General features: G+C 72.6%; 23 protein-coding genes and 1 pseudogene. 11 read left to right on the top strand and 13 right to left on the bottom strand.

What is annotated here, in order from left to right; all coding sequences use genetic code 11:
- Positions 1 to 77: 77 nt before the first annotated feature.
- Genes N5875_RS00495 through N5875_RS00475 form a run of 5 tightly spaced genes read right to left on the bottom strand, consistent with a single transcriptional unit; the run spans position 78 to position 6,080 of the window.
- Positions 78 to 1,511: a cellulose binding domain-containing protein gene (locus N5875_RS00495; protein WP_338491048.1), complete on the bottom strand. Its 1,434-nt coding sequence runs from the start codon at positions 1,509 to 1,511 to the stop codon at positions 78 to 80.
- Positions 1,512 to 1,555: 44 nt separating this feature from the next.
- Entirely contained in the window at positions 1,556 to 3,061 is a 1,506-nt protein-coding gene (locus N5875_RS00490; RefSeq protein ID WP_318212499.1) for a beta-N-acetylhexosaminidase, read from the bottom strand.
- A 9-nt stretch (positions 3,062 to 3,070) separates the two neighbouring features.
- The gene (locus tag N5875_RS00485; protein WP_318212498.1) at positions 3,071 to 3,904 is read right to left on the bottom strand and encodes a carbohydrate ABC transporter permease; all 834 of its coding nucleotides are present in this window, start codon (positions 3,902 to 3,904) and stop codon (positions 3,071 to 3,073) included.
- Entirely contained in the window at positions 3,901 to 4,824 is a 924-nt protein-coding gene (locus tag N5875_RS00480; RefSeq protein WP_338491046.1) for a sugar ABC transporter permease, read from the bottom strand. Before N5875_RS00480 ends, N5875_RS00485 begins: the two co-directional genes overlap by 4 nt.
- Complete coding sequence (locus tag N5875_RS00475; RefSeq protein WP_338491043.1) at positions 4,821 to 6,080, bottom strand: extracellular solute-binding protein; 1,260 nt, start codon at positions 6,078 to 6,080, stop codon at positions 4,821 to 4,823. Before N5875_RS00475 ends, N5875_RS00480 begins: the two co-directional genes overlap by 4 nt.
- Positions 6,081 to 6,260: 180 nt before the next feature.
- Here N5875_RS00475 and N5875_RS00470 point away from each other — a divergent pair, with 180 nt between their 5' ends.
- A complete protein-coding gene (locus tag N5875_RS00470; RefSeq protein ID WP_055598643.1) occupies positions 6,261 to 7,028 on the top strand; it encodes a GntR family transcriptional regulator in 768 nt (255 codons plus the stop codon).
- A 35-nt stretch (positions 7,029 to 7,063) separates the two neighbouring features.
- A complete protein-coding gene (locus tag N5875_RS00465; protein ID WP_318212495.1) occupies positions 7,064 to 7,828 on the top strand; it encodes a GntR family transcriptional regulator in 765 nt (254 codons plus the stop codon).
- 7 nt (positions 7,829 to 7,835) lie between these two features.
- Here the strand turns inward: N5875_RS00465 and N5875_RS00460 are convergent.
- From N5875_RS00460 to N5875_RS00435, 6 genes and pseudogenes are all read right to left on the bottom strand, one after another.
- A pseudogene (locus tag N5875_RS00460) lies at positions 7,836 to 8,129 on the bottom strand (LLM class F420-dependent oxidoreductase); the annotation flags it as partial.
- 34 nt (positions 8,130 to 8,163) lie between these two features.
- Positions 8,164 to 9,087, bottom strand: a complete 924-nt coding sequence (locus N5875_RS00455; protein WP_318212493.1) for an ADP-ribosylglycohydrolase family protein — start codon at positions 9,085 to 9,087, stop codon at positions 8,164 to 8,166.
- Between the two features lie 144 nt (positions 9,088 to 9,231).
- Positions 9,232 to 10,434: an ABC transporter permease gene (locus tag N5875_RS00450; protein ID WP_318212492.1), complete on the bottom strand. Its 1,203-nt coding sequence runs from the start codon at positions 10,432 to 10,434 to the stop codon at positions 9,232 to 9,234.
- Entirely contained in the window at positions 10,434 to 11,252 is an 819-nt protein-coding gene (locus N5875_RS00445) for an ABC transporter ATP-binding protein (protein ID WP_338491039.1), read from the bottom strand. Before N5875_RS00445 ends, N5875_RS00450 begins: the two co-directional genes overlap by 1 nt.
- Complete coding sequence (locus N5875_RS00440; RefSeq protein WP_338491037.1) at positions 11,249 to 12,343, bottom strand: peptidoglycan-binding protein; 1,095 nt, start codon at positions 12,341 to 12,343, stop codon at positions 11,249 to 11,251. Before N5875_RS00440 ends, N5875_RS00445 begins: the two co-directional genes overlap by 4 nt.
- Positions 12,340 to 12,855, bottom strand: coding sequence for a hypothetical protein (locus N5875_RS00435; protein WP_338491035.1), 516 nt, complete (start codon positions 12,853 to 12,855; stop codon positions 12,340 to 12,342). The genes N5875_RS00440 and N5875_RS00435 overlap by 4 nt, the downstream gene beginning before the upstream one ends.
- Positions 12,856 to 12,944: 89 nt before the next feature.
- Between N5875_RS00435 and N5875_RS00430 the strand changes: the two genes are divergently transcribed.
- The gene (locus N5875_RS00430) at positions 12,945 to 13,604 is read left to right on the top strand and encodes a response regulator transcription factor (RefSeq protein ID WP_318212488.1); all 660 of its coding nucleotides are present in this window, start codon (positions 12,945 to 12,947) and stop codon (positions 13,602 to 13,604) included.
- 8 nt (positions 13,605 to 13,612) lie between these two features.
- On the top strand, positions 13,613 to 14,893 hold the full coding sequence (locus N5875_RS00425; RefSeq protein WP_338491034.1) for an ATP-binding protein: 1,281 nt from the start codon (positions 13,613 to 13,615) through the stop codon (positions 14,891 to 14,893).
- Positions 14,894 to 14,921: 28 nt separating this feature from the next.
- On the opposite strand, the gene N5875_RS00420 is transcribed toward N5875_RS00425, so the two are convergent.
- A complete protein-coding gene (locus N5875_RS00420) occupies positions 14,922 to 15,314 on the bottom strand; it encodes a VOC family protein (RefSeq protein WP_338491032.1) in 393 nt (130 codons plus the stop codon).
- A 246-nt stretch (positions 15,315 to 15,560) separates the two neighbouring features.
- Here N5875_RS00420 and N5875_RS00415 point away from each other — a divergent pair, with 246 nt between their 5' ends.
- Complete coding sequence (locus tag N5875_RS00415) at positions 15,561 to 16,808, top strand: glycosyltransferase (RefSeq protein ID WP_338491030.1); 1,248 nt, start codon at positions 15,561 to 15,563, stop codon at positions 16,806 to 16,808.
- Between the two features lie 104 nt (positions 16,809 to 16,912).
- Here the strand turns inward: N5875_RS00415 and N5875_RS00410 are convergent, their stop codons facing one another.
- A complete protein-coding gene (locus N5875_RS00410; RefSeq protein ID WP_338491028.1) occupies positions 16,913 to 18,304 on the bottom strand; it encodes an MFS transporter in 1,392 nt (463 codons plus the stop codon).
- A gap of 155 nt (positions 18,305 to 18,459) precedes the next feature.
- Between N5875_RS00410 and N5875_RS00405 the strand changes: the two genes are divergently transcribed.
- From N5875_RS00405 to N5875_RS00380, 6 genes are all read left to right on the top strand, one after another.
- Positions 18,460 to 19,491, top strand: a complete 1,032-nt coding sequence (locus tag N5875_RS00405; protein WP_318212483.1) for an ABC transporter substrate-binding protein — start codon at positions 18,460 to 18,462, stop codon at positions 19,489 to 19,491.
- A gap of 169 nt (positions 19,492 to 19,660) precedes the next feature.
- Positions 19,661 to 20,878 carry an iron ABC transporter permease gene (locus tag N5875_RS00400; RefSeq protein WP_338491027.1) on the top strand — a complete coding sequence of 406 codons (1,218 nt, stop codon included), beginning with the start codon at positions 19,661 to 19,663 and terminating at the stop codon, positions 20,876 to 20,878.
- Positions 20,875 to 21,687 carry an ABC transporter ATP-binding protein gene (locus N5875_RS00395; protein ID WP_338491025.1) on the top strand — a complete coding sequence of 271 codons (813 nt, stop codon included), beginning with the start codon at positions 20,875 to 20,877 and terminating at the stop codon, positions 21,685 to 21,687. The genes N5875_RS00400 and N5875_RS00395 overlap by 4 nt, the downstream gene beginning before the upstream one ends.
- Positions 21,684 to 22,523, top strand: a complete 840-nt coding sequence (locus N5875_RS00390) for a DUF364 domain-containing protein (protein WP_318212480.1) — start codon at positions 21,684 to 21,686, stop codon at positions 22,521 to 22,523. The genes N5875_RS00395 and N5875_RS00390 overlap by 4 nt, the downstream gene beginning before the upstream one ends.
- Positions 22,520 to 23,719: a GHMP kinase gene (locus N5875_RS00385; RefSeq protein WP_338491022.1), complete on the top strand. Its 1,200-nt coding sequence runs from the start codon at positions 22,520 to 22,522 to the stop codon at positions 23,717 to 23,719. Before N5875_RS00390 ends, N5875_RS00385 begins: the two co-directional genes overlap by 4 nt.
- The gene (locus N5875_RS00380; RefSeq protein WP_338491020.1) at positions 23,640 to 24,719 is read left to right on the top strand and encodes a pyridoxal-phosphate dependent enzyme; all 1,080 of its coding nucleotides are present in this window, start codon (positions 23,640 to 23,642) and stop codon (positions 24,717 to 24,719) included. The genes N5875_RS00385 and N5875_RS00380 overlap by 80 nt, the downstream gene beginning before the upstream one ends.
- Positions 24,720 to 24,737 lie beyond the last annotated feature (18 nt).

Raw genomic sequence — 24,737 nt, 5'->3', positions numbered from 1 at the left:
CCCCAGGATCCCCCGGGCCGCTCCGTCCGGCACGCGGCGGGCCGCCGTCCCGCAGGACGACGGCCCACCGGGTCGGCCTACTGCGCGGCCGGCACCGTGTCCTGGAAGGCCGTGCCCGCCGTGCGGTACGCCCCGACCTTCGCGGCCACCTGGGCCGGACTCAGGATCTGGTCCTTGACGTGCAGGACGTAGTCGACCTTCTGGTCGTAGGAGCGCGGTGTCGTCGAGGTCTGGCCGGCGAGGTCGATCAGCCACTGGTTGAAGTTGATCGACATCGGCCGCTCGGGGAGGTACCGGGCGTCGTGCCGGCCGAATTCCTGGCCGTCGACGTAGTAGACGATCGTGTTGTCGTCGATGGTCAGCACCAGGTCGTGCCAGCCGGCGTAGCTCGCGCGGACCTCGGAGTGCTGGTTGACGGCCTCCCACGGGTCGGGCCGGTAGGTCTCCCACGACGTGGTGTAGAGGATGTTGGCGGGCTCGCCCCAGCCGCCGTTGGGGAGGTACTCGAAGTCGTACTCGGCGTAGTCGTCGGCCATCGGCGCCTTGAGGTCGTTGATGGTGAAGAAGGTCTGCACGACACGGTCGCCGTCCGGACCCGACACCGGAGCGTCGGAGAAGCGCACCCGGGCCGCGTACGTGCCGTTCTTGAACTTCGAGGCCCGCGTGAGGATCTCGGTGTGCCGGGTGGACTCACCCGTCCCGGCGGTCGAGCTCCGCAGGTTCATGATCGAGTTCGTGCCCTCCTTGGCGAAGGTGACGTTCTCGGGCGCCCAGGTGGCACCGGGCACCCCGGGCCCGCCGGAGTTGGAGCGGACACTCCAGCCGTGGGCGTTGATCGCCGGGTCCGTGTGGCCGGTGTAGTCGAAGTCGTCGAAGAGCGCGGCCCCGGTGGGCGGGTCGGTCGGAGGGGTGGTGGGGTCGGTCGGCGTCGGGGTGGGTTCGTTGCCCGCCGGGGCGGTCCCCCAGACCGGCACGCCGCCCACGGTCGCCGTGACCTTGGACCAGTTGGCGTACGTCGTCTGGGCCGGCCCGAAGGAGTAGTCGTCGCTCTGGTTCAGCGACTGCCAGTTGGAGCGGTGGAAGCGCAGCTGCATGTCGCCGGTGTCCGCGCCGGGCGCGAGGGAACCGGCGCCGGCGGTGAAGCCGATCTCCAGGTAGCGGTCGGCGGTCGCGGTGGGATGGGCCAGCGTGCCGAAGGTGCCGGTGAGGTTGGCGCAGCCCTTCACCGCCCAGGAGCAGGCGTAGGTGTACGAGGCTCCCGCGTCGGCCTTGAAGTAGTAGCGCACCTTGACCTGGCTCAGCGGCACGCTCGACGCGCCGGTGTTGACCACCTTGAGCCAGGGTTCGACCTGGTCGCCGCCGGTCGAGCTCTGCCGGTACTGGACGGTGACCGCCTCACCGGCGGCCGCCGCCGGCAGGGCGGTGAGGGCGGTGGCACCGAGCCCGGTCACCGCGGCGACGGCGAGCGCGGCACGGATCCGCAGGCTCCTGCTCCTTGTGGGGTCGTTCATGGTGTTTCCTCTCCTCGGGTGGGGTGCTTCCGTTACGGGCGGGGTCATGGGGCGGTGGTGACGAGGGGCGTGGGCGTGGGGGGCAGGCGGCGTGGCACCCCGAGGGTGTCGAGCCGGGTCCGGTGGTGGCGAAGGCGCTCCTGGAAGCCCGGCCAGTCGTGGCGGCCGGTCCAGACGACCTCGGCGAGTGCGCAGAGCCGCGGAAACGTGAGGTACTCGGCGTGCGCGGTGGTGGGCACGTACTCGGTCCACAGCTGCACCTGGGAGCCGAGGACCCGGGCGGCCTCCTCCGGGCTCCAGTCCGCCGGAGCGGGTTCGTTGCCGTGCACGGCGCGCAGGTCGACGACCTCGCCGGCCTGGCCCGGCGGTTCGGCGGGGCCGGCCGACTGGGGGTAGTCGAGGTACGTCGTGCGGTGCGGCGCCATGACGACCCGGTGCCCGCGGCGGACGGCCGTACGGCCGTGGTCGGCGTCGCGCCAGGGCATGACGGTGAAGTACGGCGGGAGGTCGGCGCCGTTCTCCGTCCAGCTGAGCGGCTGCCGTCCCGCGTCGAGGAGGTGCCGTCCGATCCGTTCCATGAACCAGCCGTGCAGGGCCGAGGGTCCCGGCAGCCCCTCCTCGGCGGCCCTCCGCCGCGCGGCGGGCGAGTCGTGCCACTCGGTCGTGGGGCACTCCTCACCGCCGATGTGCACGTACGAGGAGGGGAAGACGTCCATCACCTCGTCCAGGACGGTGCGGCAGAAGTCGAGGGCGCCGTCGTGGACGCCGAGGATCGTGTCGCACACGCCCCACCGGTCCCAGACGTCATAGGTACGGCCCGGATGGTTGCCGAGCTCGGGGTAGGCGGCGAGCGCGGCCCGGACATGCCCCGGCATCTCGATCTCGGGAACGACGGTGACGCCGCGCTCCGCCGCGTACGCCACCAGGCCGGTGAGTTCGGTCCGCGTGTAGGCACCGCCGTGCGGCAGCCCGCCGACCTCGGTGAGCCGGGGCAGCGCGGCGACCGGCATGCGCCAGCCCTGGTCGTCGGTGAGATGGAGGTGGAGGACGTTGAGCTTGTGGAGGGCGAGGAGGTCGACGTACCGCCGGAGGTAGGAGACGGGGCGGAAGCGGCGGGCGACGTCGAGCATGGAGCCGCGCCAGGGGAAGCGGGGGGTGTCGGTGATCTGCGCGCAGGGCACGGACCACGCGACGCCGGTGACGGGTTCGGCGCGGAGGGCCTCGACGGGCAGCAGCTGGCGGAGGGTCTGGAGGCCGGCGAGGAGCCCCTGCGGGCGGGCGGCCCGCAGCAGCACCCCTTCGGTGCCGATGGTGAGGCCGTATCCCTCCTCGCCGAGGCCGGTGAGGGCGCGGTCGAGCGCGAGGACGACGGAGCCGTCGGCCCGCGCGGGCAGCGGCAGACCGGTGGCCGGTCCGAGCAGGGTGCGCAGCAGTCCGGCGGCGCCTTCGGCGCCGGGTGAGACCTTGAGCGCGGTCGAGTCGTCGAAGGTGAACGTGCCGGGCAGGAGGTGGAGGTGGGTGGGTTCGGGAACGAGTCGGGGCTGGGGCATCGCGGTGCGTTATCCCTTCACGGCTCCGCCGGTCATTCCGGCGGCGACCCGGCCCTGCAGGACCAGGAAGAGGACGAGGACGGGCAGGGCGAAGAGGGTGGAGGCGGCCATGGTGGCGCCCCAGTCGGTGCCGAAGACATTGGAGAAGGACGACAGCCAGACGGGCAGGGTGCGGTCGTCCTGGTTCTTGATGATGAGCATGTTGGCGAAGGCGAACTCGTTCCACGCGGTGATGAACCCGAAGAGCGAGGTCGCGAGCAGTCCGGGGGCCAGCAGCGGGAGCGTCACCCGGCGGAACGCGGCGGTGCGGGTGCACCCGTCGACCTGTGCGGCCTCCTCCAGCTCGGCCGGGACCGCCGCCAGGAAGGAGCGGAGGGTCACGATGGTGAAGGGCAGGGTGACCATGAAGTAGATGAGACTGAGGGTCGCGAGCCGGTCGAGCAGGTCGGCGTCCCGGGCGATCACGTACATCGGGATCAACAACGCTTCCCAGGGCGCCACCTGGGCGATGAAGACCATCAGGATGAAGCCCCGTCGGCCGCGCCAGTTCATCCGGGCGACGGCGAACGCGGCGGCCAGCGCCACCACGAGGGCGAGCACGACGCAACCCGCGGTCACCAGCAGGCTGTTGCGCCAGAAGATCCAGAACCCGTCGGCGGCCACCGCGTTCCGGAAGTGCTCCAGGGTGACGGAGACGGGCAGGAACCGCGGGGTCTCGGACTGGATGTCGCGGGTCGGCCGGAATGCCGTGAGGACCATCCAGTACACCGGGAACACGGCCAGGACGAAGACGAGCGCCGCCGCGGTGTTGAGGGGGAGTCGGCGCAGGGCGCGCGGGGTCACCGGTCGGCCTCCTGTCGGAGCATCTGGCGGAAGTAGGCGATCAGTACGGCGACGAGGAGAAGGACCGTGAGCGTGGAGACGGCCGCCCCGAGGTCGTAGCGGTGCAGCGACTGGGCCACCCGGTAGGCGTACACGGGCAGGGTGGTCGTCGCCTCGCCCGGCCCGCCCTTGGTCACGGCCCAGATCTGCGCGAAGCAGCGGAAGACCCAGATGACCTCCAGACAGAGGACGAGACCGAAGATCGGGCGCAGCAGCGGAAGCGTGACCGAGCGGAAGATCCGCAGGCCACCCGCGCCGTCGAGCCGGGCCGACTCGTACAGCTCGGCGGGGACGGTCAGCAGCGCCGAGTGCAGCGTGATCGCGGCGAAGGGCACCGACTGCCAGACCACCAGCAGGACCAGGACGGTGAACGCGGCGGGCCCGTCCGCCAGCCACGAGTACCCCTCGAAGGACTCGAACCCCAGCCGGACGAGGACCCAGTTGACCACTCCGAGCCGGGAGGCGAAGAGCCACTGGAAGACGGTCGTGGTGGCGATGACCGGGCTGGCCCACGCGAGGACCAGACCGGTCGTCACCAGGATCCGCATCCGCCGGCCGAGCCGCTGCATCATCAGGGCGACCAGCGTCCCGATCACCATGATCAGCACGACGTTGATCAGGGTCCACCAGAAGGTGCGCCGGACGACCTCCCAGAACTCGGGGTCGGCGAGCACGGTCCGGTAGTTGTCGAACCCCACGAACGAGGCGTCGCCACGGATGAGTTCGCCCATGCCGTACTGCTGGAAGGAGATGAGCAGATTGCGGACGAAGGGATATCCGAGGAGGAGCAGACCGCCGAGGACGGTGGGGGCGACCAGGAGGTAGGGCCAGAAGGCCGCCCGGTTCGACCGGTCGGGGAGCCGTACGGCGGGGCCGCTCACGAGCCGAGGGTCTTGGTGATGCTCTGCGAGGCGGTCGCGGCCGCCTGTGCGGGATCGGTGCCGGTGAGCACGGCGGTCATGTACTGCTTGATCGGGTTGGTGGCCTCGACGGCCGCCCACTGCGGGGAGTTCGGCGTCGCCCGGCCCTGGGCGGCGCCCGCCGCCATCGCGGCCGTCCCCTCGTCGTCCTGGATCACCCGTGCGAGCGAGGTGCGGTTGGGCACGTAACTCATCGTTCTGGCCATGTCCGTCTGCCACTTCTCGCCGGCGAGCGCCTTGACCACCTCGTAGGCCCCCTCGGGGTGGGTCGAGGTCTCGGGCACGATGAGGTCGGAGCCGCCGGTGAAGACGGCGCCCGGCTTCCCCGCGGTCTTGCCGGGGATCGGGAAGAAGCCGAGCTTGCCCTTGAGCGCGGGGTTGATCTCCTCGACGATCTTCGCGCCGCCCGGTACGGCGATGATCTGGGCGGTCTCGCCCTTGGCGAAGACCTCGGCCTGCGGGGGCTTGGCCTCGTCGGAGTCCTTGGGACCCTTGCCGAGGGCCTGGAGCTGCCGGTAGAAGTCCATGCCGGAGCGCGCCTGCGGGGTGTCGAGCGCCCCCTTCCACGAGGCCCCGTCCTTGACCGCGAGGTCGCCTCCCTCCTCCCAGACGAAGCCGGACAGGGCGTACCAGTTCTGGCCGGGCAGGTAGATGCCCTGGGTTCTGCCCCGGTTGAGCTTCGCGGTGACGGTGAGCCACTCGGCCTGCGTCTTCGGGGGTGTGGTCACGCCCGCGCGGGCGAAGAGGTCCTTGTGGTAGATCACGACCCGGTTGGCGGCGTACCAGGGGATGCCGTACTGCTTGCCGTCGACCTTCCCGGGCTCGGCGAGCCCCGGCAGCCAGTCCGCGCCGTTCAGCTCGGCGGTCTTGTCGCTGAGGTCGCGGACGCCGCCGCTCGCCGCGTACTGCGCGATCTGGGTGTTGCCGACCTCGATGACGTCCGGGGCGTCCTTGCTGGCGAGGGCGGCCGTCACCTTCTCCCCGATGCCGTCCCACTCCTGGATCTGGATGTCCAGGTCGATGTCCTCGTGCTCCGCCTCGAAGCCGGCGCGGAAGCGGTCGAGGAAGGCGTCGGTGACGCTGTCCTTCATGATCCATACGGTGACCTTCTCCGGTCCGCCGGAGGCCGCCGGGTCGCCCGACCCGCCACAGGCCGTGGCGGTGAGGGCGACGGCTGCCGCGAGGGCGACGGAGCCGGCGAGGGGACGAGTCTTCACGGGCACCTCGATGAATGGTTGACCAATTGGTCAAGTGGTCAGGTGTGTGACCAGAAGGTGGCACGCCCGGAGGGAGTCGTCAATCCCTTGAAAAACATGGGTTGTTCACCGGGTCATGGCTCAATCGCTGCGGCTAGTATCGGACTTACCAGTTGACCAGTCAGGGTGAGGGTGGATGGCATGAAGGACGGCTCCTCCAGCGGGGTGCTGAAGCGGGAGCGGGTACGGGAGCACCTGCTGGGCCTGATCGAGGCGGGCGGCCCCGGCGACCCGATCCCCTCCGAGCGCACCCTGTGCGCCACCCTCGGCGTCTCCCGGCCCACCTTGCGCGCGGCCGTCGACGAACTCGTCGCGACCGGCGCGCTGGTGAGGGAACACGGCCGCGGGATGTTCGTCGCCCCCGCCAAGATCACCCAGCGGCTCGCCCCGGACGACGCGGCCTTCACCGTCCCCCGCGCCTCGGGCAGCTGGTCCAGCACGGTCCTGGAATCCGCCACGGTCCGGGCCGGCGCCCGCATCGGCCGCAGACTCCGGCTCTCGCCCGCCGCCGAACTGCTCTACGTCGCCCGCCTCCGCCTGGTCGACGGCTCACCCATGGCCATCGAGCACCTGCACATCCCGGCGGACCTGGTGGGCGCCGCGCTCACCCCGGAGGAGCTCGAAGCGGGCGATCTCTACGACCACCTGCGGGAGCACCACCGAGTCCACGTCCAGGAGGCCACCCAGTCGATCGAACCGACCGTCGTCAGCGAGGACGAGGCCGCGCTCCTGGACGTCCCCGTCCTCTCGCCCGCCCTGCTGATCGAACGCCTCACCCTGGACACCGCGGGCCGCCCCGTCGAGTACGTCCACTCGGTCTACCGGGGCGACCGCTACCGCATCGTCTCCCGCCTCGACTTCACCCGCGACGGCCTCGTGACCTCCTCCACGGAGGGGGATGCATACTGACCGGCAGCGGAACGGCGCGCGGGGGAGGGGACGGCATGGAGCTGAAGCGGGAGCGCGTACGGGAGCATCTGCTGACCGTGATCGAGAGCCGCCGCCCCGGCGACGCCATCCCGTCCGAGCGCACCCTCTGCGCCACCCTCGGCGTCTCCCGGCCCACCCTGCGGGCGGCGGTCGACGAACTCGTCGCCACGGGCCTGCTGGTACGCGAACACGGCCGCGGCATGTTCGTCGCACCGGACAAGATCACGCAGGAACTGGTCGCCGAACACCGGGCGGCCGGCGCGCCCCGCAGCCGCGGCGACTGGACGAGCACGGTGCTCGCCCTCCGCACCGTACGGGCCGGTGCCCGTATCGGCCGCAGACTGGCGATCTCCCCGGCGGCGGAACTCGTCCACGTGACGCGCCTGCGGCACGTCGACGGAGCCCCGATCGCCCTGGAACACCTCCACGTCCCGGCCGACCTGGTCCCCGGGCTCACCGCCGCCGACATGGAAGGCGGCTTCTACGCCCACCTGCGGGAGCGGCGCGGCATCCGTCCGGCCCACGCGGTCCAGTCGATCGAGCCGACCGTGCTGAGCGAGGAGGAGGCGGCCCTGCTCGGCGTGCCGGTCCTGTCGCCCGCGCTCCTCTTCGACCGGATCACCTCCGACACGAACGGCAGGCCGGTCGAGTACGTCCGCTCCCTCTACCGGGGCGACCGCTACCGCATCGTCTCCCGACTCGCCCTCGCCGACGGCGCCGCCGGCGACCCGGCGGCGGATGCGGCACGGGGCGGGACGTGGTGGGGGACGGTGGAGTGACGGCCCGTCATCCGGACACCAGCGCCGGGGCGAGCTCGCGCCGTTCGCGCTCCGGTAAAACGGTCGGGTCGGCCGTCAGGACCTGCAGGCAGACGTGGTCGGCCCCGGCGTCGAGGTGCTCTTGTACGCGTCGTACGGCGGCGTCCGTGTCGCCGTACGCGACGATCGCGTCCACCAGCCACCGGCTCGGGCCGCCCACGAGGTCCTCGTCGCCGAAACCGAGCCGGCGGACGTTGGCCGCCTGGTGCGGGGCAGCGGCGATGTACATGGCGACATAGGCCGTGGCCACCTCGCGTGCCCGGCCGGCCGGGGGTTCGATCCCGGCCGGCCGGGATTCACCGCTCAGGGACGACCGGTGGCAGGTGCGGCAGCGGTTCACGGGCCGCGTGCCAGGCAGCGGGAAGGCCGGCGACCCCCGTCCGGGCGGCGATCACCCCGCCCACCATCGCGCAGGTGGTGTCGATGTCACCGCGACCGGCGACCGTGAACCACAGGCCCTCGTGCAGGTCGTCGAGGTGCCCCGCCGCACACCACAGGGCGTAGGGAACGGTGTCGGGCCCGGACATCCGGTAGCCGGAACCCAGGACCTCCGCGGCGTGCCGGACCGAGGTGCGCTCCGGCATCCGGGCCGCGATCCGCACACCCGACCGGACGTCGCCGTCGGGGAGGCGTGCGGCGACCGCCCGGAGGAACTCCGGCCGCGCAGGGGCGGGTCCGCCCCGGCTGCGCGTCGCCAGCGCGGCGGCGACCGCGACCGCCACCGCACCCGCGACCGCCTCCGGATGATGGTGCGAGACCATGCTCTGGCGTGCCGCCTGCTCGGCGACCGCGTCGAGGTCGGCGGCGTGCCAGGCGCCGAGCGGGGCGACGCGCATGGCCGCGCCGTTACCCCAGGAGCCCTGACCGCCGAACTGCCCGGCGACCACCTCGCGCCAGGGCTCGCCCGCTCCGATCCGACGGAGGACGTCGTGCATCGAGGCGCCGTACCCCCGGTGCGTGTCGTCGGCGTAGGCCGCCGCGAGACCCAGAGCCAGACGGTCCTGGTCGACGCTGCCGCCACCCTCGGCGAGTTCCCGGACGAGAACGAGCGCCTGGGCGGTGTCGTCACTCCACTGCCACAGCGACTCCGGCGGCGGCGTCCGTGACTCCAGGGCCCCTGGGCCCTCCCGGCGCAGGATGCCGAACCACCGGTCACCGAAGGCGTCACCGAAGGCGAGCCCGTGCAGCGAGTCGAGGACGGCGGCAGACATGCTGATCATCGGACGAGTATCACAGCGGGCCGGCGCCCCGTGCACCGCGTTTTCGGTGGGGACCCGAGGCGAACTCGGACGCCCCCGGCCGCCCGGGGGTGAGCCGGGCGGCCGGGGGCGCACCGAGAGCCGTACGGCGGAGCGTCGGCGTTCCTACGCCGCCGCCAACGCCAGCGTCGGCGACAACCGTGACGCCCTGACCGCCGGGTACAGCCCCGCCACCGTGCCGATGGCGAGCGTCGCCGCGAAGCCGCCGCCCACCGCCCACGGCGGTACGACCCACGGCAGCCCGCCCGTCGACGCGTACACCCCCGTCGCCGCCCCGCCGAGCGCCACGCCCGCCAGGCCGCCGAGGCCGGACAGCATCAGGGACTCCGTCACGAACTGGATCCTGATCTGGCCCCTCGTCGCGCCCAGGGACCGGCGGAGGCCGATCTCGTGGCGGCGTTCGAGGACCGAGATGATCATGGTGTTGGCGACGCCGACCCCGCCCACCAGGAGCGCGATCCCGCCGAGCCCCAGGAGCAGCGTGGAGAACGCCCCCTCCGTCGCCGCCTTGGCCTTGAGCGCCGACGACGGATCGCCGACCGACACGTTCTGCGGGTTCTGCGGATCGATCGTCGGAGCGAGCAGCCGCTGCACGTCCTCCACGGAGGCGTCGGTGGACCGCTCGTACACCGTCGTCGGATGCCCGTCGAAGCCCAGCAGCCGCTCCGCGCCCGCCCAGCCGACCAGGGCCGACCGCTCGATCTCGGGCGCGAGCGGCAGCGGGTCGAGGATGCCGATGACCGTGAAGTACCGGTCGTCGATCCAGACCTGCCGGCCCGGCTCGGTGATGCCGAGCCGCTCGGCGGCGACATGACCGAGGACCACGGACGGGTAGCGGCCGGTGGCGGTGTTCAGCCAGGTGCCGGACGAAAGCCCGCCCCTGAGGACGTCGAGAAGTCCCTCCGTCGCCGCCTTCACCGCGATCCCGCCGGTCTCCGCCTCGGGGATCTTCTCGGATCGGCGCACCGAACTCGTGAGGTCACCGGTCCCGGCGGCCTCCTCCACTCCCGCGATCCTGCCGACCATCCCCACCGCGTCCTTCGGCAGCTTGACCTCCTGCCCGCTGAACATCCCCTCGCCCGGCTTGGCGACCAGCATGTTCGTACCGAGCGCGTCGAGCTGGCGCAGCAACTGGGCCTGGCTGGAGGCGGAGATGCCCACGACCGCGATCATCGTGGCGATCCCGATGGCGATGCCGAGGGCCGAGAGCACCACCCGCACGGGCCGGCTCCGCAGTCCGGCGGAGCCGACGTGAAGCACGTCCCGCGGACCGAGCCGCGCGGCTGTGAGTTTTCTCGTACGGGACATCAGGCCGCGACCTTTCCGTCACCGGACGGGCCGGGCGACCCGGACCCGCCGACGGCGAGCGACGTGTCGGCCACCACCCGCCCGTCCCGTATCCGCACCTGCCGAGGCAGCCGCCCCGCGATCTCCGTGTCGTGCGTGATGACCGCGATGGTCGCGCCCTCCGCGTTGAGTTCGTGCAGAAGCGTCATCACCGCCTCCCCGGACGCCGAATCCAGCGCGCCCGTCGGCTCGTCGGCGAGCAGCAGGGCCGGTTCGCCGACCACCGCGCGCGCGATGGCGACACGCTGTTTCTGCCCGCCCGACAGCTCGTGCGGCCGGTGCTTCATCCGGTCGGCGAGGCCCACCCGGGCCAGCGCCTCGGCGGCCATCTTCCGCCGTCGGGCACGGGGAAGCCCGGAGTACAGCAGCCCCTCGGCCACGTTCTCCAGCGCGCCCACGCCCGGCACCAGATGGAAGGCCTGGAAGACGAAGCCGATGCGGCGGGCGCGCAGCGCCGACAGCCTGCGGTCCGACAGGGAGGCGATGTCGTGCCCGGCGATCTCGACGGTGCCGGCGCTGGGCCGGTCCAGGGTGCCGACGATGTGCAGCAGCGTCGACTTGCCGGATCCGGAGGGCCCGACGATGCCGAGCAACTCCCCTTCCCCGACGGTGAGATCGACGCCGTCGAGGGCCCGGACGCCGCCCGCGTACTCCTTGGTGACGCCGCGGAGCCGTACCACCGGGGTCGAAGTCTCACCAGGCGTCGTGGTGATGCCCGGGGCCGGCGCCCCACCTGGCGTCGGGACCGAGCTCGTGGTCATGGCCGAGGTCGTCGTCATGCGGACGGCACCCCGACCTTCATGCCCTCGCGCAGCCCGCCCCCGCTGACCTCGACCCGTCCCTGCCCGAACATGCCGAGCTCGACCTCCACGTCCCGCGTCGTTCCGTTCTCGACGACCTGGACGCCGAAGCCGCCGCCGGGAAGGGCGAGCAGCGCGTTCACCGGTACGGTCAGGACGTCCCGGCGCGTCTCGCCGGTGAGGTCGACGGTGACCGGGGACTGGTCGATGCCCTTGACCTTCTCCGGCTGGTCGAAGGAGACCGTGACGGGGATCTTCGGCGTCCTGTCCTGCGGGTCGTCGCCCTCCGACGCGGTCTTCCCGACGGCCGACACCTTCCCCGGAAGCTGCGTACCGTCCGGCAGCCGTACCGTCACCCGGGTCCCGGTCTTCGCCGACTCGGCCTCCGACACGGGTATCTCGAAGCGCACCACCCGCTCGGAACCGGTCACGGTGAGCACCGGCCCGCCCGGCGCGATCCGGTCGCCGGGCGCGGCGCCCGCCTCCTTCACCCGTACCGCACTGCCCGCGAAGGCGATCTGGTCCGGGCCGATGGTGCCGGTCCGCTTCAGGTCGTGGGACTTCTGCCAGCGCTTCACGGCGGCGGCCGTCTTCGCCGTGTACTCCTCGTCGACATCGAATCCGATGTACCCGAGGGCGGCGAGGTTCTCCTCCAGCTGGCGGACGTCCTTGCCCTTGTCCCCGGTCTTGAGCGTCCGGTACATGGGCTCGGCACCGTACATCAGGCGGACCGGGCCGCCCTCGACCTCGTACAGCCGCTCGTCCCGCTCGACGACCGCTCCGGTCGCGGCGATCCAGGTCAGGACCCCGGCGGGACCCGCGTTGATCTTTCGTTCGCCGAGGTGGCCGAGGGTGCCGTCCTGCTGGGAGCTGTTGCTGAGGTCGCCCCGGGTGACGGGAGCGGTCGCGGCCGGCAGTCCCTTCGGGTCGGCGGTGCCACCGGCCCCGGCGGGTGCCTTGTCGGGCGCGGACACGGCGGTGACCGCCGCGCCGCCGCCCGCGACGGCGACGATCGCCGCGAGGGCGCACAGCAGCCGGCGCCGGGCCATCGGCCGCTCGTGGCCGCTCATCGGGCCACGCTCCCGCACGCCTTGGCGGCCTTGTCGAACTTCTGCTTCTCGGCGCCCCGCGGTATCGGCATGGCCGCCTGCGCCCCGCTGTCGAACTTCGGGTCGGGCATGTTGAAGCCGTTCTCCCGCATGCACTTCGCGTATGCGAGCGCCTTGTCCTTGTCGGCCTGCGTCGGCTCCTTGCCGAAGCCGGCGCCGCCGGCCTTGTCCTGGCAGGCCTTGAACGCCTTCTCCATCTTCTCCTTCGACATGCCGTCCCCGCCGATGGTGAGCCCGACGCCCTGCTCGCCCGGCTTCGGCTCGGGCACGTCGAGCCCCTGCTCGCGCAGGCACTTGCGGTGCTCGAAGGCCTGGTCGGCCTTCTTGCCCTCGTCGCTCACGCTCCCGTCCTTCTGCCCGCTCCCGGAGGTACCGGAGTCCGAGTCCGAGCCCGAGCAGGCGGTGGCGAGCAGGGTGAGGGCGGCGGCCAGGGAGGTGGTGGCGGCGGCCCGGGTGATCCGTCGAATCGTCATGGCGTGGAGCGTGCCGCGAAGGGGTGTTTCGTTTCTCTCTGCGGTTTTGTTTACACCGGCGAAAGGTCGCTTTCGGATACACAGGAGGCATGCGCGTACTGGTGGTGGAGGACGAGGCGTTTCTCGCCGAGATGATCGCCGAGGGGCTGCGCCGCGACGCGCTCGCCGTGGACATCGCGGCCGACGGCCTCGAAGCACTGCGGAAGATGCAGCTGGGGGAGTACGACGTGCTCGTCCTGGACAGGGATCTGCCCGGGATGCACGGCGACGACGTCTGCCGCCGCGTGGTCGAACAGCGGCTGATGACCCGGGTGCTGATGCTGACGGCGGCCGGCACGGTACGGGACCGGGTCGAGGGCCTCGGCCTGGGCGCCGACGACTACCTGGCCAAGCCCTTCGCGTACGACGAGCTGCTCGCCCGTGTCCTGGCCCTCGGCCGCCGTGCCCGGCCCGCGCTGCCGCCCGTACTGGAACGGGCCGGGATCGTCCTCGACACCGCCCGCCGCCAGGCCAGCCGCGACGGCCGCCATCTGCACCTGTCGCGCAAGGAGTTCGCCGTCCTGGAGGCCCTGCTGCGGGCCGAGGGCGCGGTGGTCAGCGGCGAGGACCTGATCGAGCAGGTCTGGGAGGAGCACACCAGCTACCGCACGAACGCGGTACGGGTCACGCTGAGCAAGCTGCGCGCGAAGCTGGGAGAGCCGCCGGTGGTGGAGACGGTCCCGGGCTCGGGCTACCGGATCGGGTCATGAAGCGGGACATGAAGCGGAATGTGCAGCGGGTCATGAAGCGCGTCATGAAGCAGGTCACGACGGGGGAGCGGGCCCGGCTCACCGCCCTGTACGGCGGGCTCCTCCTGCTCGCGGGCGCCCTCCTGACAGGGGTCGTGTACTTCCTCGTGAAGGAGGGCCTGTACTCGTCGATCAGCCTGGCGGTCACCGGGACCGTACCGGCGCAGCGACTGGAGGAGCTGCCGAGCCCGCATCCGACCGCGCTCACCAGCGCCGCTCCGGCCAGTCGCCTCCCCATGAGTCCGGTGCCCGCGAGCCCCGCCCCGACGGCCGGAACCGAGCTTCCCAGCGAAGTGCTCGCGATCACGCGGTCGGTGAGCGGCGCGGCGGAGTCCGCTGCTCTGGAACGCCTCCTGACGGTGTCGCTGATCGTGCTCCTCGTGTACGCGGCGCTCTCCGTCCTGCTCGCGTGGTGGATGGCGGGCCGGGTGCTCCGGCCGGTGGCCGTGATCACGGAGACGGCCCGCCGGCTGTCGGGCGAGAACCTCCACGAGAGGATCGCGCTCGACGGACCGCCGGGCGAGCTGAAACGGCTCGCCGACACCTTCGACGGGATGCTCGGCCGGATGGAGGGGCTGGTCTCCGCCCAGCAGCGGTTCGCGGCGAACGCCGCCCACGAACTGCGTACGCCGGTGGCCGTGCAGCGCGCGGCCGCCGAGATCGGGCTCGCGGGGGAGCCCTCGCCGGAGCGCGTCGCCCGCATCCGGGCGAAGCTGATCGAGGTCGCGGACGACAGCGAACGGATCATCGAGGGCCTCCTGCTGCTCGCCGCGTCCGACCAGGGTCTCCGGGAGCGGCGCCCGGTGGCCGTGCACGAGGTGGCCCGCCAGGCGGCGGACGCGCTCGCGGCGGAGGCCGCGGAACACCGGGTGACGGTGTCCGTCCGGGCCCTGCCCCTGACGGTCGACGGCGACGCGGTGCTCCTCGACCGTCTGGTGCACAACCTGGTCGCCAACGGTGTACGGCACAACGTCCCCGGCGGCCGGGTCGAGGTCCGCACGGGCCCGGGCGGCATCGAGGTGTCCAACACCGGCCCCGAGGTCCCGTCCGAGACGGTCCCGCTGCTGTTCGAGCCCTTCCGTCGTCTGACCGAGCGCACCCACGCCCCCGGCGAGGGCGCGGGGCTCGGCCTCTCGATCGTCGAGTCGATCGCCCGCGCCCACGACGCGACGACGCAGGCGTTCCCGAACCGGGAGGGCGGCGGCCTTACGGTGCGGGTGCGGTTCGGTGGGGCGCACCAGCACCGATGATGCGATCGCCCGGTCGTCCGCCCCGCCGTCAGCCGGCGGCGGGCCGGTCGCGTTCCCCCAGCACCTCCAGGTAGTGCGGGTTGTGCATGATGCCGAGGACGTTGCCGAACGGATCGAGGACCGCTCCGGCGCGGAAGTCGCCGTAGTCGCGCAGCGGTTCGTGCTCTTTCGCGCCGAGGTCCAGCAGTCTGGCCAGCTCGGCGTCGACGTCGTCGACGTGCCAGTAGGCGACGACTCCGGCCGGGGCGGAGGGAGTTCGGGAGATGCCGAGCTCCTGATGGTGGTCGCCGAGCCGGAACTCGATGTACTCGGGGCGCTCGAAGTACGGCTCGATGCCGAGGACTTCGGAGTACCAGGTACGGGCGGCGGCCAGGTCGTCGGCGTGATAGCGGATGGTCGCGAGGCCACGGAATGTCGTCATGCAGAGCAGTCTGCCGCTCAACTAGGCCGATTCCTGTCCTAGATGGAAGGATCCCGCGCGGAATTCATCCGCGTGACGTCCGTTGCGAAGATGCCCGTCGCCGCGATGTCCGTCGTACCGTGCCGACGACCCTTCATGATCAACTTACCGGTCGGTGGGGGGCTTGTGGCAAGGCCGGGGGCGTGCCGCAGAATCACCGACCGAGGCCAGGGTGTACTGACGAACGACGGAGCGGGGAGCTGCGGGATGCGTGTGGTGCTGTCGACGTACGGAGGGCGCGGGAGCGTCGAACCGATGGTGGGACTCGCGGTGCGGCTGCGGGAACTCGGCGCGGAGGTCCGGGTGTGCGCACCGCCGGACGAGGAGTTCGTGGACCTCTTCGCCGGCATCGGCGTGTCGCCGGTGCCGGTGGGCCGCCCGGTGCGCCCTGTGATGGCCTCGGTGGCACCCGGGTCGACGGTCGGACTGGCGCAGCGGGCGGCGGAGTTGATCGCCGCGCAGTTCGGCGCGGTCGCCGCGACGGCCGAGGGATGCGACGCGCTGGTGGCGACCGGCCCGCTGCCGGTGACGGCCGGCGCCCGGTCGGTCGCGGAGAAGCTGGGCATCCGCTACGTGCACGCGAGCCATCAGCCGATCAGCCTGCCCTCGCCGCACCAGCCGCCTCCCGGACGGCGGGGCAGGCCGTTGCCGCCGGGGGTGACCGACAACCGTGAGCTCTGGGAGCTGGACGCCAGGAACGCGAACGAGATGTTCGGTGCGGAGATCAACACCCACCGGGCGGCCATCGGCCTGCCGCCGCTGGACAACGTCCGCGACTACGCCTTCACCGACCGGCCGTGGTTGGCGACGGACCCGGTCCTGAGCCCGTGGCCGGAGCCGTCGGTGCTCGATGTCGTGCAGACCGGTGCGTGGATGCGGCCGGACGACCGCCCGCTTCCGCCCGGCCTCGTGGAGTTCCTGGGCGCCGGAGCCCCGCCGGTGTACGCGGGATTCGGCAGTACGCCGATGGGCTCCGACGCCGCGAAGAACATGGCCCGCGTGGCGGTCGGGGCGATCCGCGCACAAGGCCGTCGCGTGATCGTCGCCCACGGATGGGCCGGCCTGGGCCTGATCGACGACGGGGACGACTGCTTCGCCGTCGGCGAGGTCAACCAGCAGGCGCTGTTCGCCAGGGTGGCTGCCGTCGTGCACCACGGCAGCGCGGGCACCACGACGACGGCCGCGCGGGCCGGCGTGCCCCAGGTGATCGTGCCCCAGGGCGGGGACCAGCCGTACTGGGCGGGTCGGGTGGCCGACCTCGGCATCGGCGTGGCACACGACGGCCCGACCCCGACCGTCGCCTCCCTCCTTGCGGGCCTCGAAACGGCCCTGACCACGCCGACCCGCGCGCGCTCGCGGGTCGTCGCGGCGACGGTCGATACCGAAGGAGCGATGACGGCCGCGAAGCGGCTGCTCGCCGAGATCGACGGGGACGGGCCGCCACGGCGCGCATGAACCACCGGGGTCGCCGCCCACGACCCCGGCCGTCGGTCGAACAGTCAGTCGGAGCCAGTCGGAGCCAGTCAGAGCCAGTCGGAGTCAGTCAGGCTGTCATTCCGTCAGTCGGCCAGTCGGTCGGTGCGCGCCGCCGCCGGGGCCGTACGTGCGAAATGGCGGGCCGTGGGTACGAGCGCCGCGACCGCCGGTACGAGGAAGCAGGCCGCGGCGCACGCGGCGAGGACCGGCGTGACGCCGAAGTGGCCGATGGCGGGCGCGATCAGGGCGAGACCGACGGGTGCGAGGCCGTAGGACACCAGGAAGTCCAGTGACGACACCCGGGCCAGCTTGTCCGGGGCGACCTCGCGCTGGGTGGCGGTGAACCAGGGCACGTTGAACAGCTCGATGCCGATCCCGGCGACGGCGTACGCCGCGACGACCACGGCCGGATGCACCGGCAGCGTCAGGCTCAACGGCGCGACACCGTACGCGCCGAGCCCGGCGAGCGCGGCCCAGCCCTGGGAACGCGGCCGCCAGCGGGCGATGACGAGGGCCCCGGCGAGCGCGCCCACGGTGTACGCGGTCATGGCGGCGGCGAGGACCCACTCGGTGCCGTAGCGGTCGCGGCTGATCAGGGGCAGCGCGACGCTGGTGGCGGAGTATCCGAGCGCGATGACGGCGACGAGGGCGGCGAGTCCGGCGAGGAACCAGGGATGGCGGCGCGCCTCCCGTATGCCGTCAAGGAATTCGGTGCGGAACCCGGCCCCGGCCCGCGGGGAGCGCCTCGCGGCGGACTCCGCGGAATCCTCTGCGGCGGCCTCCGCGACGACGCCCTCCTGAGCGCCCGGCTCCGCGCCCTGCCGAGCGCTCGGCTTCGAGCCCGGCTCCTCCTCCGTCACCTCCGCGACGACGCCCCCCTTGCCCGGGGCGAGCGCGGCGATCAGCCACAGCACCCCGATGCCGAGCAGCAGCGTCCGGACGTCCAGGAAGGCCGCGAGCAGCGCGGTCAGGGCGGGTCCGGCGAGGGTGGAGCCGCGTACCGCCATGGTCATGGCGGCGTTGGCCTGCTGGCGACGCCCGGGTTCGACGGTCTCCGCCGTGAGGGCCTGGAACGCCGGCCGGCAGGCGCCCTGCCCGGCACCGGCGAGGGCCGCGGCGAACGTCATCAGCACGAGCGACCGGCCGAGGCCCGCGGCGAGCAGGGGCGCGGCGGCCGCCGCGGCGAGGGCGGACCAGAGGACGACCGCACGGCGGGAGTGCCGGTCGGCCAGGACGCCGCCGACGGCGACGGCGGCGAGGAATCCGGCCGTGCGGGCGGCGAGGACGAGACCGAGTCCCGCGGCGCCGAGGTCGCGGTGCAGAACGGCGAGCCCGAGGACGAAGGGCAGGGCCCAGGTCGCGAGGCCGGATGCGGTGGTGCCCGCCCACAGACGCAGGAAGGCGGGGTCCCGTACGACCGAACGCGGGCGTGGGACGGGGGACTTGGCGACTGTCGGCGTGGGTGTGGTTGCCACGGTGTGCTGCTCCTCGGACGTGGGGGAGCGGTTCGTGAACCGACCCCCCGGGGTCGTTAATGAAAATGATTGCCATTACAGTACCCTTCGAACGCGGCACTCCTGCCCGGTGCACGACAACACCCATGCCCCGCCCCTCCCAGACCGGAGAATCCATGCGCCACCCCGCCCGTCTCGGTATCGCCCTGACCCTCGCCCTCGCCACCGCGGGCTGCTCCACCGCGGCCGGTGGTGGAGACGCGGCGGACACCGAGGCCGCCGCGAGTCCCTCCTCGAAGACCTCCGTCACCAGCTGCGGCCGCGCCGTGTCGCTCGCCGAGCCGCCGCGCCGCGCCGTCGCCCTGGACCAGAGCTCGACCGAGATGCTGCTCGAACTCGGACTCCAGGGCCGGATGGCGGGCACGGCCAACCTCAAGACCAAGATCCCCGCCCCGTACGAGGCCGCGTACGCGAAGATCCCGGTGATCGCGCCGAAGATCGCCACCGGCGAGCAACTGCGCTCCGCCACCCCCGACTTCGTCCTCGCCGGCTCCGCCGACCTCTACACCAAGGACCGCGCCGGCACCCGCGAGGAGCTGGACGCCCTGAAGGTCCCCACCTTCGTCAGCGCCGTGGACTGCCCGCAGCACAACCCGGCCGGCCGGACCCCCTTCGAGCTGCTCTTCTCCGACTACGAGAACCTGGGCAAGCTCTTCGGCGCCGAGGAACGCGCCGGCAAGCTCGCGGCGGACCAGCGCGCCGCGGTCGCCAAGGCGGGCGTGAACGCCTCTCCGGCGCGGCAGGGAGCGGACCGGCCGACCGTCGTCTACCTCTACTCCGTCTTCAACGGCATGCCGTACGTGGCCGGCAAGACCGGCCTGCCCAGCGAGATGAGCCGGATCGTCGGCGCCAAGAACGCCTTCGACGACGTCGAGGAGGACTGGCCCGAGGTCTCCTGGGAGGAAGTCGCCCGGCGCGACCCGGACTTCATCGTGATCGGCGACCTGTCCGAGCGGGGCCGCCCCGGCGACAGCGCCGCCGAGAAGCGGGCCACGATGACGGCGCACCCGGTGATCTCACGGCTGGACGCGGTCCGCCACAACAAGATCATCGAGGTGCCGGGCATCGAACTCGACCCCTCGGTCCGCTCCGTACACGCCCTCGGACTGCTCGCCCAGGGCATGAAGGACCTCGGACATGCCCGCTGACCACCAGGCTCCAGGGGCCCCGGGAGGGGCGTCGCGCGCCTCCGCCGGCCACCACGCCGGAGGGCCCTCGCACGCGCCCGCCGCCCCGCCCCCTGACCCGTCCGCCGACCCGTCCGCTGACCCGTCCGCTGACCCGTCCGCCGACCCGCCCGCTGCCCCGTCCATCCGCATGAGCCCGGCGGAGCTCCTGCTCCCGACGGCCCGCGGACGCGGCCGTACGACCGAGCCCGCCACCCCCGGGCCCCTGACGCCGGGCCTGCCGGATCTGCCCGGCATGCCGGGCCCGTCGGCACCAGTCGGCCGACCCGGCAGGCTCCACAAGGCCGCACCGCCCCACCCCGGTTCGCCCCCCGGCCCCGGCGGCCCCGGCACCCGGCCGGGCATCCGGCGGCCCCTCCTCCTGCTCCTCTCCACGGCCACGCTCGTGGCCTCGATCGCCGCAGCCGTCCGCATCGGCACCGCCGACACCGGCTGGACCGACCTGGCCCGCGCCCTCGCCACCCACCTCGGCCTGGACGTCCGGCCACTGCCCCCGCTGGTGGACTCGCTCATCTGGGACCTGCGGCTGCCGCGCGTCCTGATGGCCGCGCTCGTGGGCGCGTCGCTCGCCGTGTGCGGCACGGTGCTCCAGGCGGTCACCCGTAACGCGCTCGCCGACCCCTACCTGCTCGGCGTCTCGTCCGGCGCGTCGACCGGAGCCGTCGCCGTCGTCGTCCTCGGGATCGGCGCGAGCACGCTCGGCGTCACCGGGGGCGCGCTCGTCGGCGCGCTGCTCTCCTTCGCGCTGCTGCTCCTCCTGTTGAGGCGTACCGGCCTCGACTCCGTCCGCATCGTCCTCACCGGAGTGGTCGTCGGACAACTGCTCACCGCGCTGACCTCGCTGATCCTGATGGCCTCGGCGGACGCGGACACGACCCGGGCCGTCACGCACTGGCTGCTGGGATCCATGGCACCGGCCCGCTGGAACACCGTCGTGGTCTGCGCGATCGTCACCCCGCTGGGCCTGGCCGTGGCGTGGCTGTGCTCGAACGCCCTCGACGGGCTCGCGTTCGGCACGGACACCGCCGCCTCCCTCGGCATCGGCGTACGACACACCAGGATGCTGCTGCTCGTGGTGACGGCCGCGCTGACCGCGGTCGCGGTGGCCACCGTCGGCGCCATCGGTTTCGTCGGGCTGATCGTGCCCCACGGGGTGAGATTCCTCGTCGGACCGCTGCACCGGGTGCTGTTGCCGTACGCGGCGCTGGCCGGCGCGGTGTTCCTCGTGTGGACGGACGCGCTCGCACGGATCGCCTTCGCACCCCGCGAGGTTCCCGTCGGCGTGATCACCGCACTCCTCGGCGTACCGCTCTTCCTCCTCGTCCTGCGCAGGAGAGGTGAACTGTGAGGATCACCGCCGACAATCTGAGCTGGTCGGTGGCGGGCACACCGGTGGTGCGTGAGGTCAGCGCGACGATCGCCCCCGGCGAGACCGTCGGTCTGCTCGGCCCGAACGGCTCAGGGAAGTCCTCCCTGCTGCGCTGCCTGGCCGGGCTCCGCGCCCCCGACGCGGGCACGGTCGAGTACGACGGCACATCGGTGGCGGACTGGAGCGCGCGCAGGATCGCCCGCCATGTCGCCTTCGTCGCGCAGGACTCGGGCGCCGACAGCGATCTGCGGGTCGCCGACGTCGTCGGCCTCGGCCGCACCCCGTTCCGGGACCGCTGGCGCGGAGCGGACGCCACCGACCGGGCGGTGATCGCCGCCGCCCTGGAGGTCGTCGGCCTCACCGCACTCGCCGACCGCTCCTGGAAGGCACTGTCGGGCGGTGAACGCCAGCGGGCCCACATCGCCCGCGCGCTGGCCCAGCAGCCGTACGCCCTGCTGCTCGACGAACCCACCAACCACCTCGACGTCAAGCACCAGCTCGAACTGATGGAGCTGCTGACCGGCACCGACCGGACCGTTCTGGTCGCCCTCCACGACCTGTCGCTCGCGGCCCGCTACTGCGACCGGCTCCTGCTCCTGCACCACGGCCGACTGATCACGGCCGGGACTCCCGAGGCCGTCCTGACCGCCGACCGGCTCGCCGAGGTGTTCGAAGTCGACGCCGAACTCACCACCGACGCCCTGGGACGCCCGACCGTCAGCTACCGCCGCCCCCTCGGCGCATCCGCCCCGACCCCGACCCACACTCTGAAAGAGACACGATCTTGAACACGTCCGTTTCCCCTTCACTCTCGGTCGACAAGCTCATCGCGGCCTCCCTGGCCGGCGAACACGGCCCGCTCCCCGCCGAACTCGTCGCGACCAGCGTCTTCTGGATCCACCACGGCACCCGCCTGGCCGGCGGTGACACCACCTACCTCAACCAGTACGTCCTGGTGCGCGTCGGCGGCACCTTCGGCGGCTGCGCGTTCGAGGCCGGCGAGCTCACCCCGGAGATCTGCCGCGACTACTCCGGTACACCGCTCGACGTCCTGCTGCGGGATGCTCCGCGCCCCTTGCGGATCGCCGCCCTCGACGCCTACCTCGCCCACACGCGACCGCACCGGGTCGCCGCCGAAGAAGGGGATGCCGAACCGGTCGGCCTCCCGAGCGGTACGCCGGAGATCCGTGCGAGGGCCCGCGACGCGGCCATCGCCGGTCTGCTCGACATCGAGAAGGGCGCCAAGGTGGGCCTCATCGGTGTGGTCAACCCGCTGGTCGCGGCGATCCGCGAGCGCGGCGGGGAACCCCTGCCCTGCGACTTCAACCTCAGGGCGACCCAGTGGGGCGACCCCGTCACCGACGACATGAACGAGGTGCTCGACCGCGCCGACGCGGTCGTCGCCACGGGGATGACCCTGAGCAACGGCTCGTTCGACACGATCCTGGAGCGCTGCCGCCACCGTGGCATCCCGCTGATCGTCTACGCGCAGAGCGGCAGCGCCGTCGCCCGCGCCTTCCTCGGTTCGGGAGTGACCGCCCTGTCGGCAGAACCGTTCCCCTTCTCCCAGTTCAGCGCCGAGGAGACCGTCCTGTACCGCTACCGCACGGTGGACGGCGCATGACCAGCGCCACTCACCGGGCCCGCGCCCCGCGGACAACCCATACGGCCGCGCTCACCGCCGAGGCCGGAGCCGAGCCGGCCGCCGAACCTGCCCCGGCCGGCACGGGCGTCGGCGTCGGCACCAACACCGGCGTCGGCACGGGCGTCGGCACGGGCGTCGGCACTGACGTCGGTACCGGAACCGGCCACGCCCCCTGCCATCACGGCGAGCTCCTCCAGGGCGTCTTCCTCGACGCCGACGGACGCCGGTGTGCGGGCCTCGTCACGCTCCCGCTGGCCGGCCCCGGCAGCCGGGCCGAGTTCGTCCGCCGGCCCGGCGCACCTCCCGAGGCGCTCACCGTCGTCCCCGCCGACCGGCGGAAAGCCGCACGCGCCGCGGCCCTCGCGGTGACGGAGTGCGCCTCCCAGGTCGGACTGCCGCCCTGTGGTGGGGAGTTGAGGCTCACCGGCGACGTACCGATGGGCCTGGGCATGGGCAGCTCCACCAGCGACGTGATCGCGGCGGTCCGAGCGGTCGCCGACTCGTACGGGCTCCGCCTCGCCCCCGACGTCGTCGCCCGCCTCGCCGTCCGCGCGGAACGGGCCAGCGATCCCTTGATGCTCGACGCCCGTCCGGTCCTCTTCGCCCAGCGGGAGGGCCGGATCCTGGAAGTCCTGGGTCCGACCCTCCCGCCGCTGGTCGTCGTGGGCTGCGTCCTCGGTGGGGGAGCACCCGTCGACACCCTCGCCCTGCCGGCACGGGAAGCCACCGATGCCGACGTTCGGGAGTACGAACGGCTGCGCACCCTCCTGCGCCGTGCGATGGCCACCGGCGACGTACGGCTCCTGGGCCGGGTCGCCACGGCCAGCGCACGGCGGGGCCAACGCGTACTGGGCCACCCGGAGTTCAAGACCCTGACCGCGATCGCCCGGCGTGCCGGAGCGGCGGGCGTACAGATCGCGCACAGCGGCGCCGTGGCAGGCGTCCTGTTCGACCCGGCCGCACCGGGAGACCTGCGCGGGCGCCTGCGCCGCTGCCGCGACGCGCTGAACACCCACGGCATCCCCACCACCCGCACGTTCACCACCCCCGCCACCACCACCCCCGCCCCGTCGCTCACCACCAAGGAGCTCCTCGATGGACCAGCACATCGCCGAGGCGATCGGCCGGCCGGACCTGATACGCCTCGACGACCGTCTCGTCTGCCTGCGCTTTGAGACGATGAAGGTGGTCTCCGCGCTCGCCGCCGTACGCCACCTCCTCGACACCGGAGTCGTACGCCGCGGGGACACGCTGCTCGACAGCTCCAGCGGCATCTACGCGTACGCCCTCGCCCTGGCCTGTCACCGGCACGGCATGCACTGCCACATCGTCGGCTCCACGACCGTCGACAAGACGCTGCGCACCCAGCTCGCCGTACTCGGCGCCACGCTCGAACAGATGGATCCCTGCGACGACCTCAAGCTCGACCAGAAGCGACGCGTCGAGCGGATCCACGAGATCCTCGCCGCCCACCCCGAGTACCACTGGATGCGGCAGTACCACGACGACATCCACTACCTCGGATACCGGGCGATCGCCGACCGCATCCGAGCGGAGACGGGCACGGACCGGCTCACCGTCGTCGGCGGAGTCGGCTCGGGCGCCTCAACCGGCGCCCTCACCCGCTACCTGCGCGCCCCATCGGGCAAGGCGTCGGGCAGCGGCCGGACCGACGGCCCGAACGACGCCGCGACGGACGGCCGGACGGACGCCGCGACCGACGTCGAACTCGTCGGCGTCCAGCCCTACGGCAGCCTCACCTTCGGCGCCCAGCACACCTCCGACCCCGAGATCATCATCGCCGGCATCGGGAGCTCGATCCCCTTCGCCAACGTGTCCCACGAGCTGTACGACACCCTCCACTGGATCTCCTTCGACGCCGCCCTGTCCGGCGCCGTCGACCTCCTGCGCCGCCACGCCGTCTTCGCGGGACTGTCGACCGGCGCGGCCTACCTCGCCGCACGCCACGAACACGACCGCGCCCCCGAACGCACCGTCGTCTTCATCGCCCCCGACACGGGCCACCGCTACACCGACACCGTCTACGCGCGCCACCGCGAAGCGACACCCCTCGCCCACCTCGCCCCCCGCGACATCGCGGACCAGGCCGAACTGGCCCTTCCCTGGTCGCGGATGCCCTGGAACCGCACCCCGACCCCGCCACTCACCGCCTGACCCCCCGGCCCCAGGGAG

Source organism: Streptomyces sp. SJL17-4, assembly GCF_036826855.1.
Classification (GTDB): domain Bacteria; phylum Actinomycetota; class Actinomycetes; order Streptomycetales; family Streptomycetaceae; genus Streptomyces.
This window is presented reverse-complemented; position numbering and strand designations above follow the sequence as displayed.

Coding starts and splice junctions, on each gene's coding strand:
- N5875_RS00400 (WP_338491027.1), top strand. CDS start 19,661: ATGAGCCCGGCGGAGCTCCTGCTCCCGACGGCCCGCGGACGCGGCCGT.
- N5875_RS00420 (WP_338491032.1), bottom strand. CDS start 15,314: ATGACGACATTCCGTGGCCTCGCGACCATCCGCTATCACGCCGACGAC.
- N5875_RS00470 (WP_055598643.1), top strand. CDS start 6,261: ATGAAGGACGGCTCCTCCAGCGGGGTGCTGAAGCGGGAGCGGGTACGG.
- N5875_RS00425 (WP_338491034.1), top strand. CDS start 13,613: ATGAAGCGGAATGTGCAGCGGGTCATGAAGCGCGTCATGAAGCAGGTC.
- N5875_RS00435 (WP_338491035.1), bottom strand. CDS start 12,855: ATGACGATTCGACGGATCACCCGGGCCGCCGCCACCACCTCCCTGGCC.
- N5875_RS00495 (WP_338491048.1), bottom strand. CDS start 1,511: ATGAACGACCCCACAAGGAGCAGGAGCCTGCGGATCCGTGCCGCGCTC.
- N5875_RS00445 (WP_338491039.1), bottom strand. CDS start 11,252: ATGACGACGACCTCGGCCATGACCACGAGCTCGGTCCCGACGCCAGGT.
- N5875_RS00440 (WP_338491037.1), bottom strand. CDS start 12,343: ATGAGCGGCCACGAGCGGCCGATGGCCCGGCGCCGGCTGCTGTGCGCC.
- N5875_RS00405 (WP_318212483.1), top strand. CDS start 18,460: ATGCGCCACCCCGCCCGTCTCGGTATCGCCCTGACCCTCGCCCTCGCC.
- N5875_RS00455 (WP_318212493.1), bottom strand. CDS start 9,087: ATGATCAGCATGTCTGCCGCCGTCCTCGACTCGCTGCACGGGCTCGCC.
- N5875_RS00385 (WP_338491022.1), top strand. CDS start 22,520: ATGACCAGCGCCACTCACCGGGCCCGCGCCCCGCGGACAACCCATACG.
- N5875_RS00430 (WP_318212488.1), top strand. CDS start 12,945: ATGCGCGTACTGGTGGTGGAGGACGAGGCGTTTCTCGCCGAGATGATC.
- N5875_RS00415 (WP_338491030.1), top strand. CDS start 15,561: ATGCGTGTGGTGCTGTCGACGTACGGAGGGCGCGGGAGCGTCGAACCG.
- N5875_RS00465 (WP_318212495.1), top strand. CDS start 7,064: ATGGAGCTGAAGCGGGAGCGCGTACGGGAGCATCTGCTGACCGTGATC.
- N5875_RS00380 (WP_338491020.1), top strand. CDS start 23,640: ATGGACCAGCACATCGCCGAGGCGATCGGCCGGCCGGACCTGATACGC.
- N5875_RS00490 (WP_318212499.1), bottom strand. CDS start 3,061: ATGCCCCAGCCCCGACTCGTTCCCGAACCCACCCACCTCCACCTCCTG.
- N5875_RS00450 (WP_318212492.1), bottom strand. CDS start 10,434: ATGTCCCGTACGAGAAAACTCACAGCCGCGCGGCTCGGTCCGCGGGAC.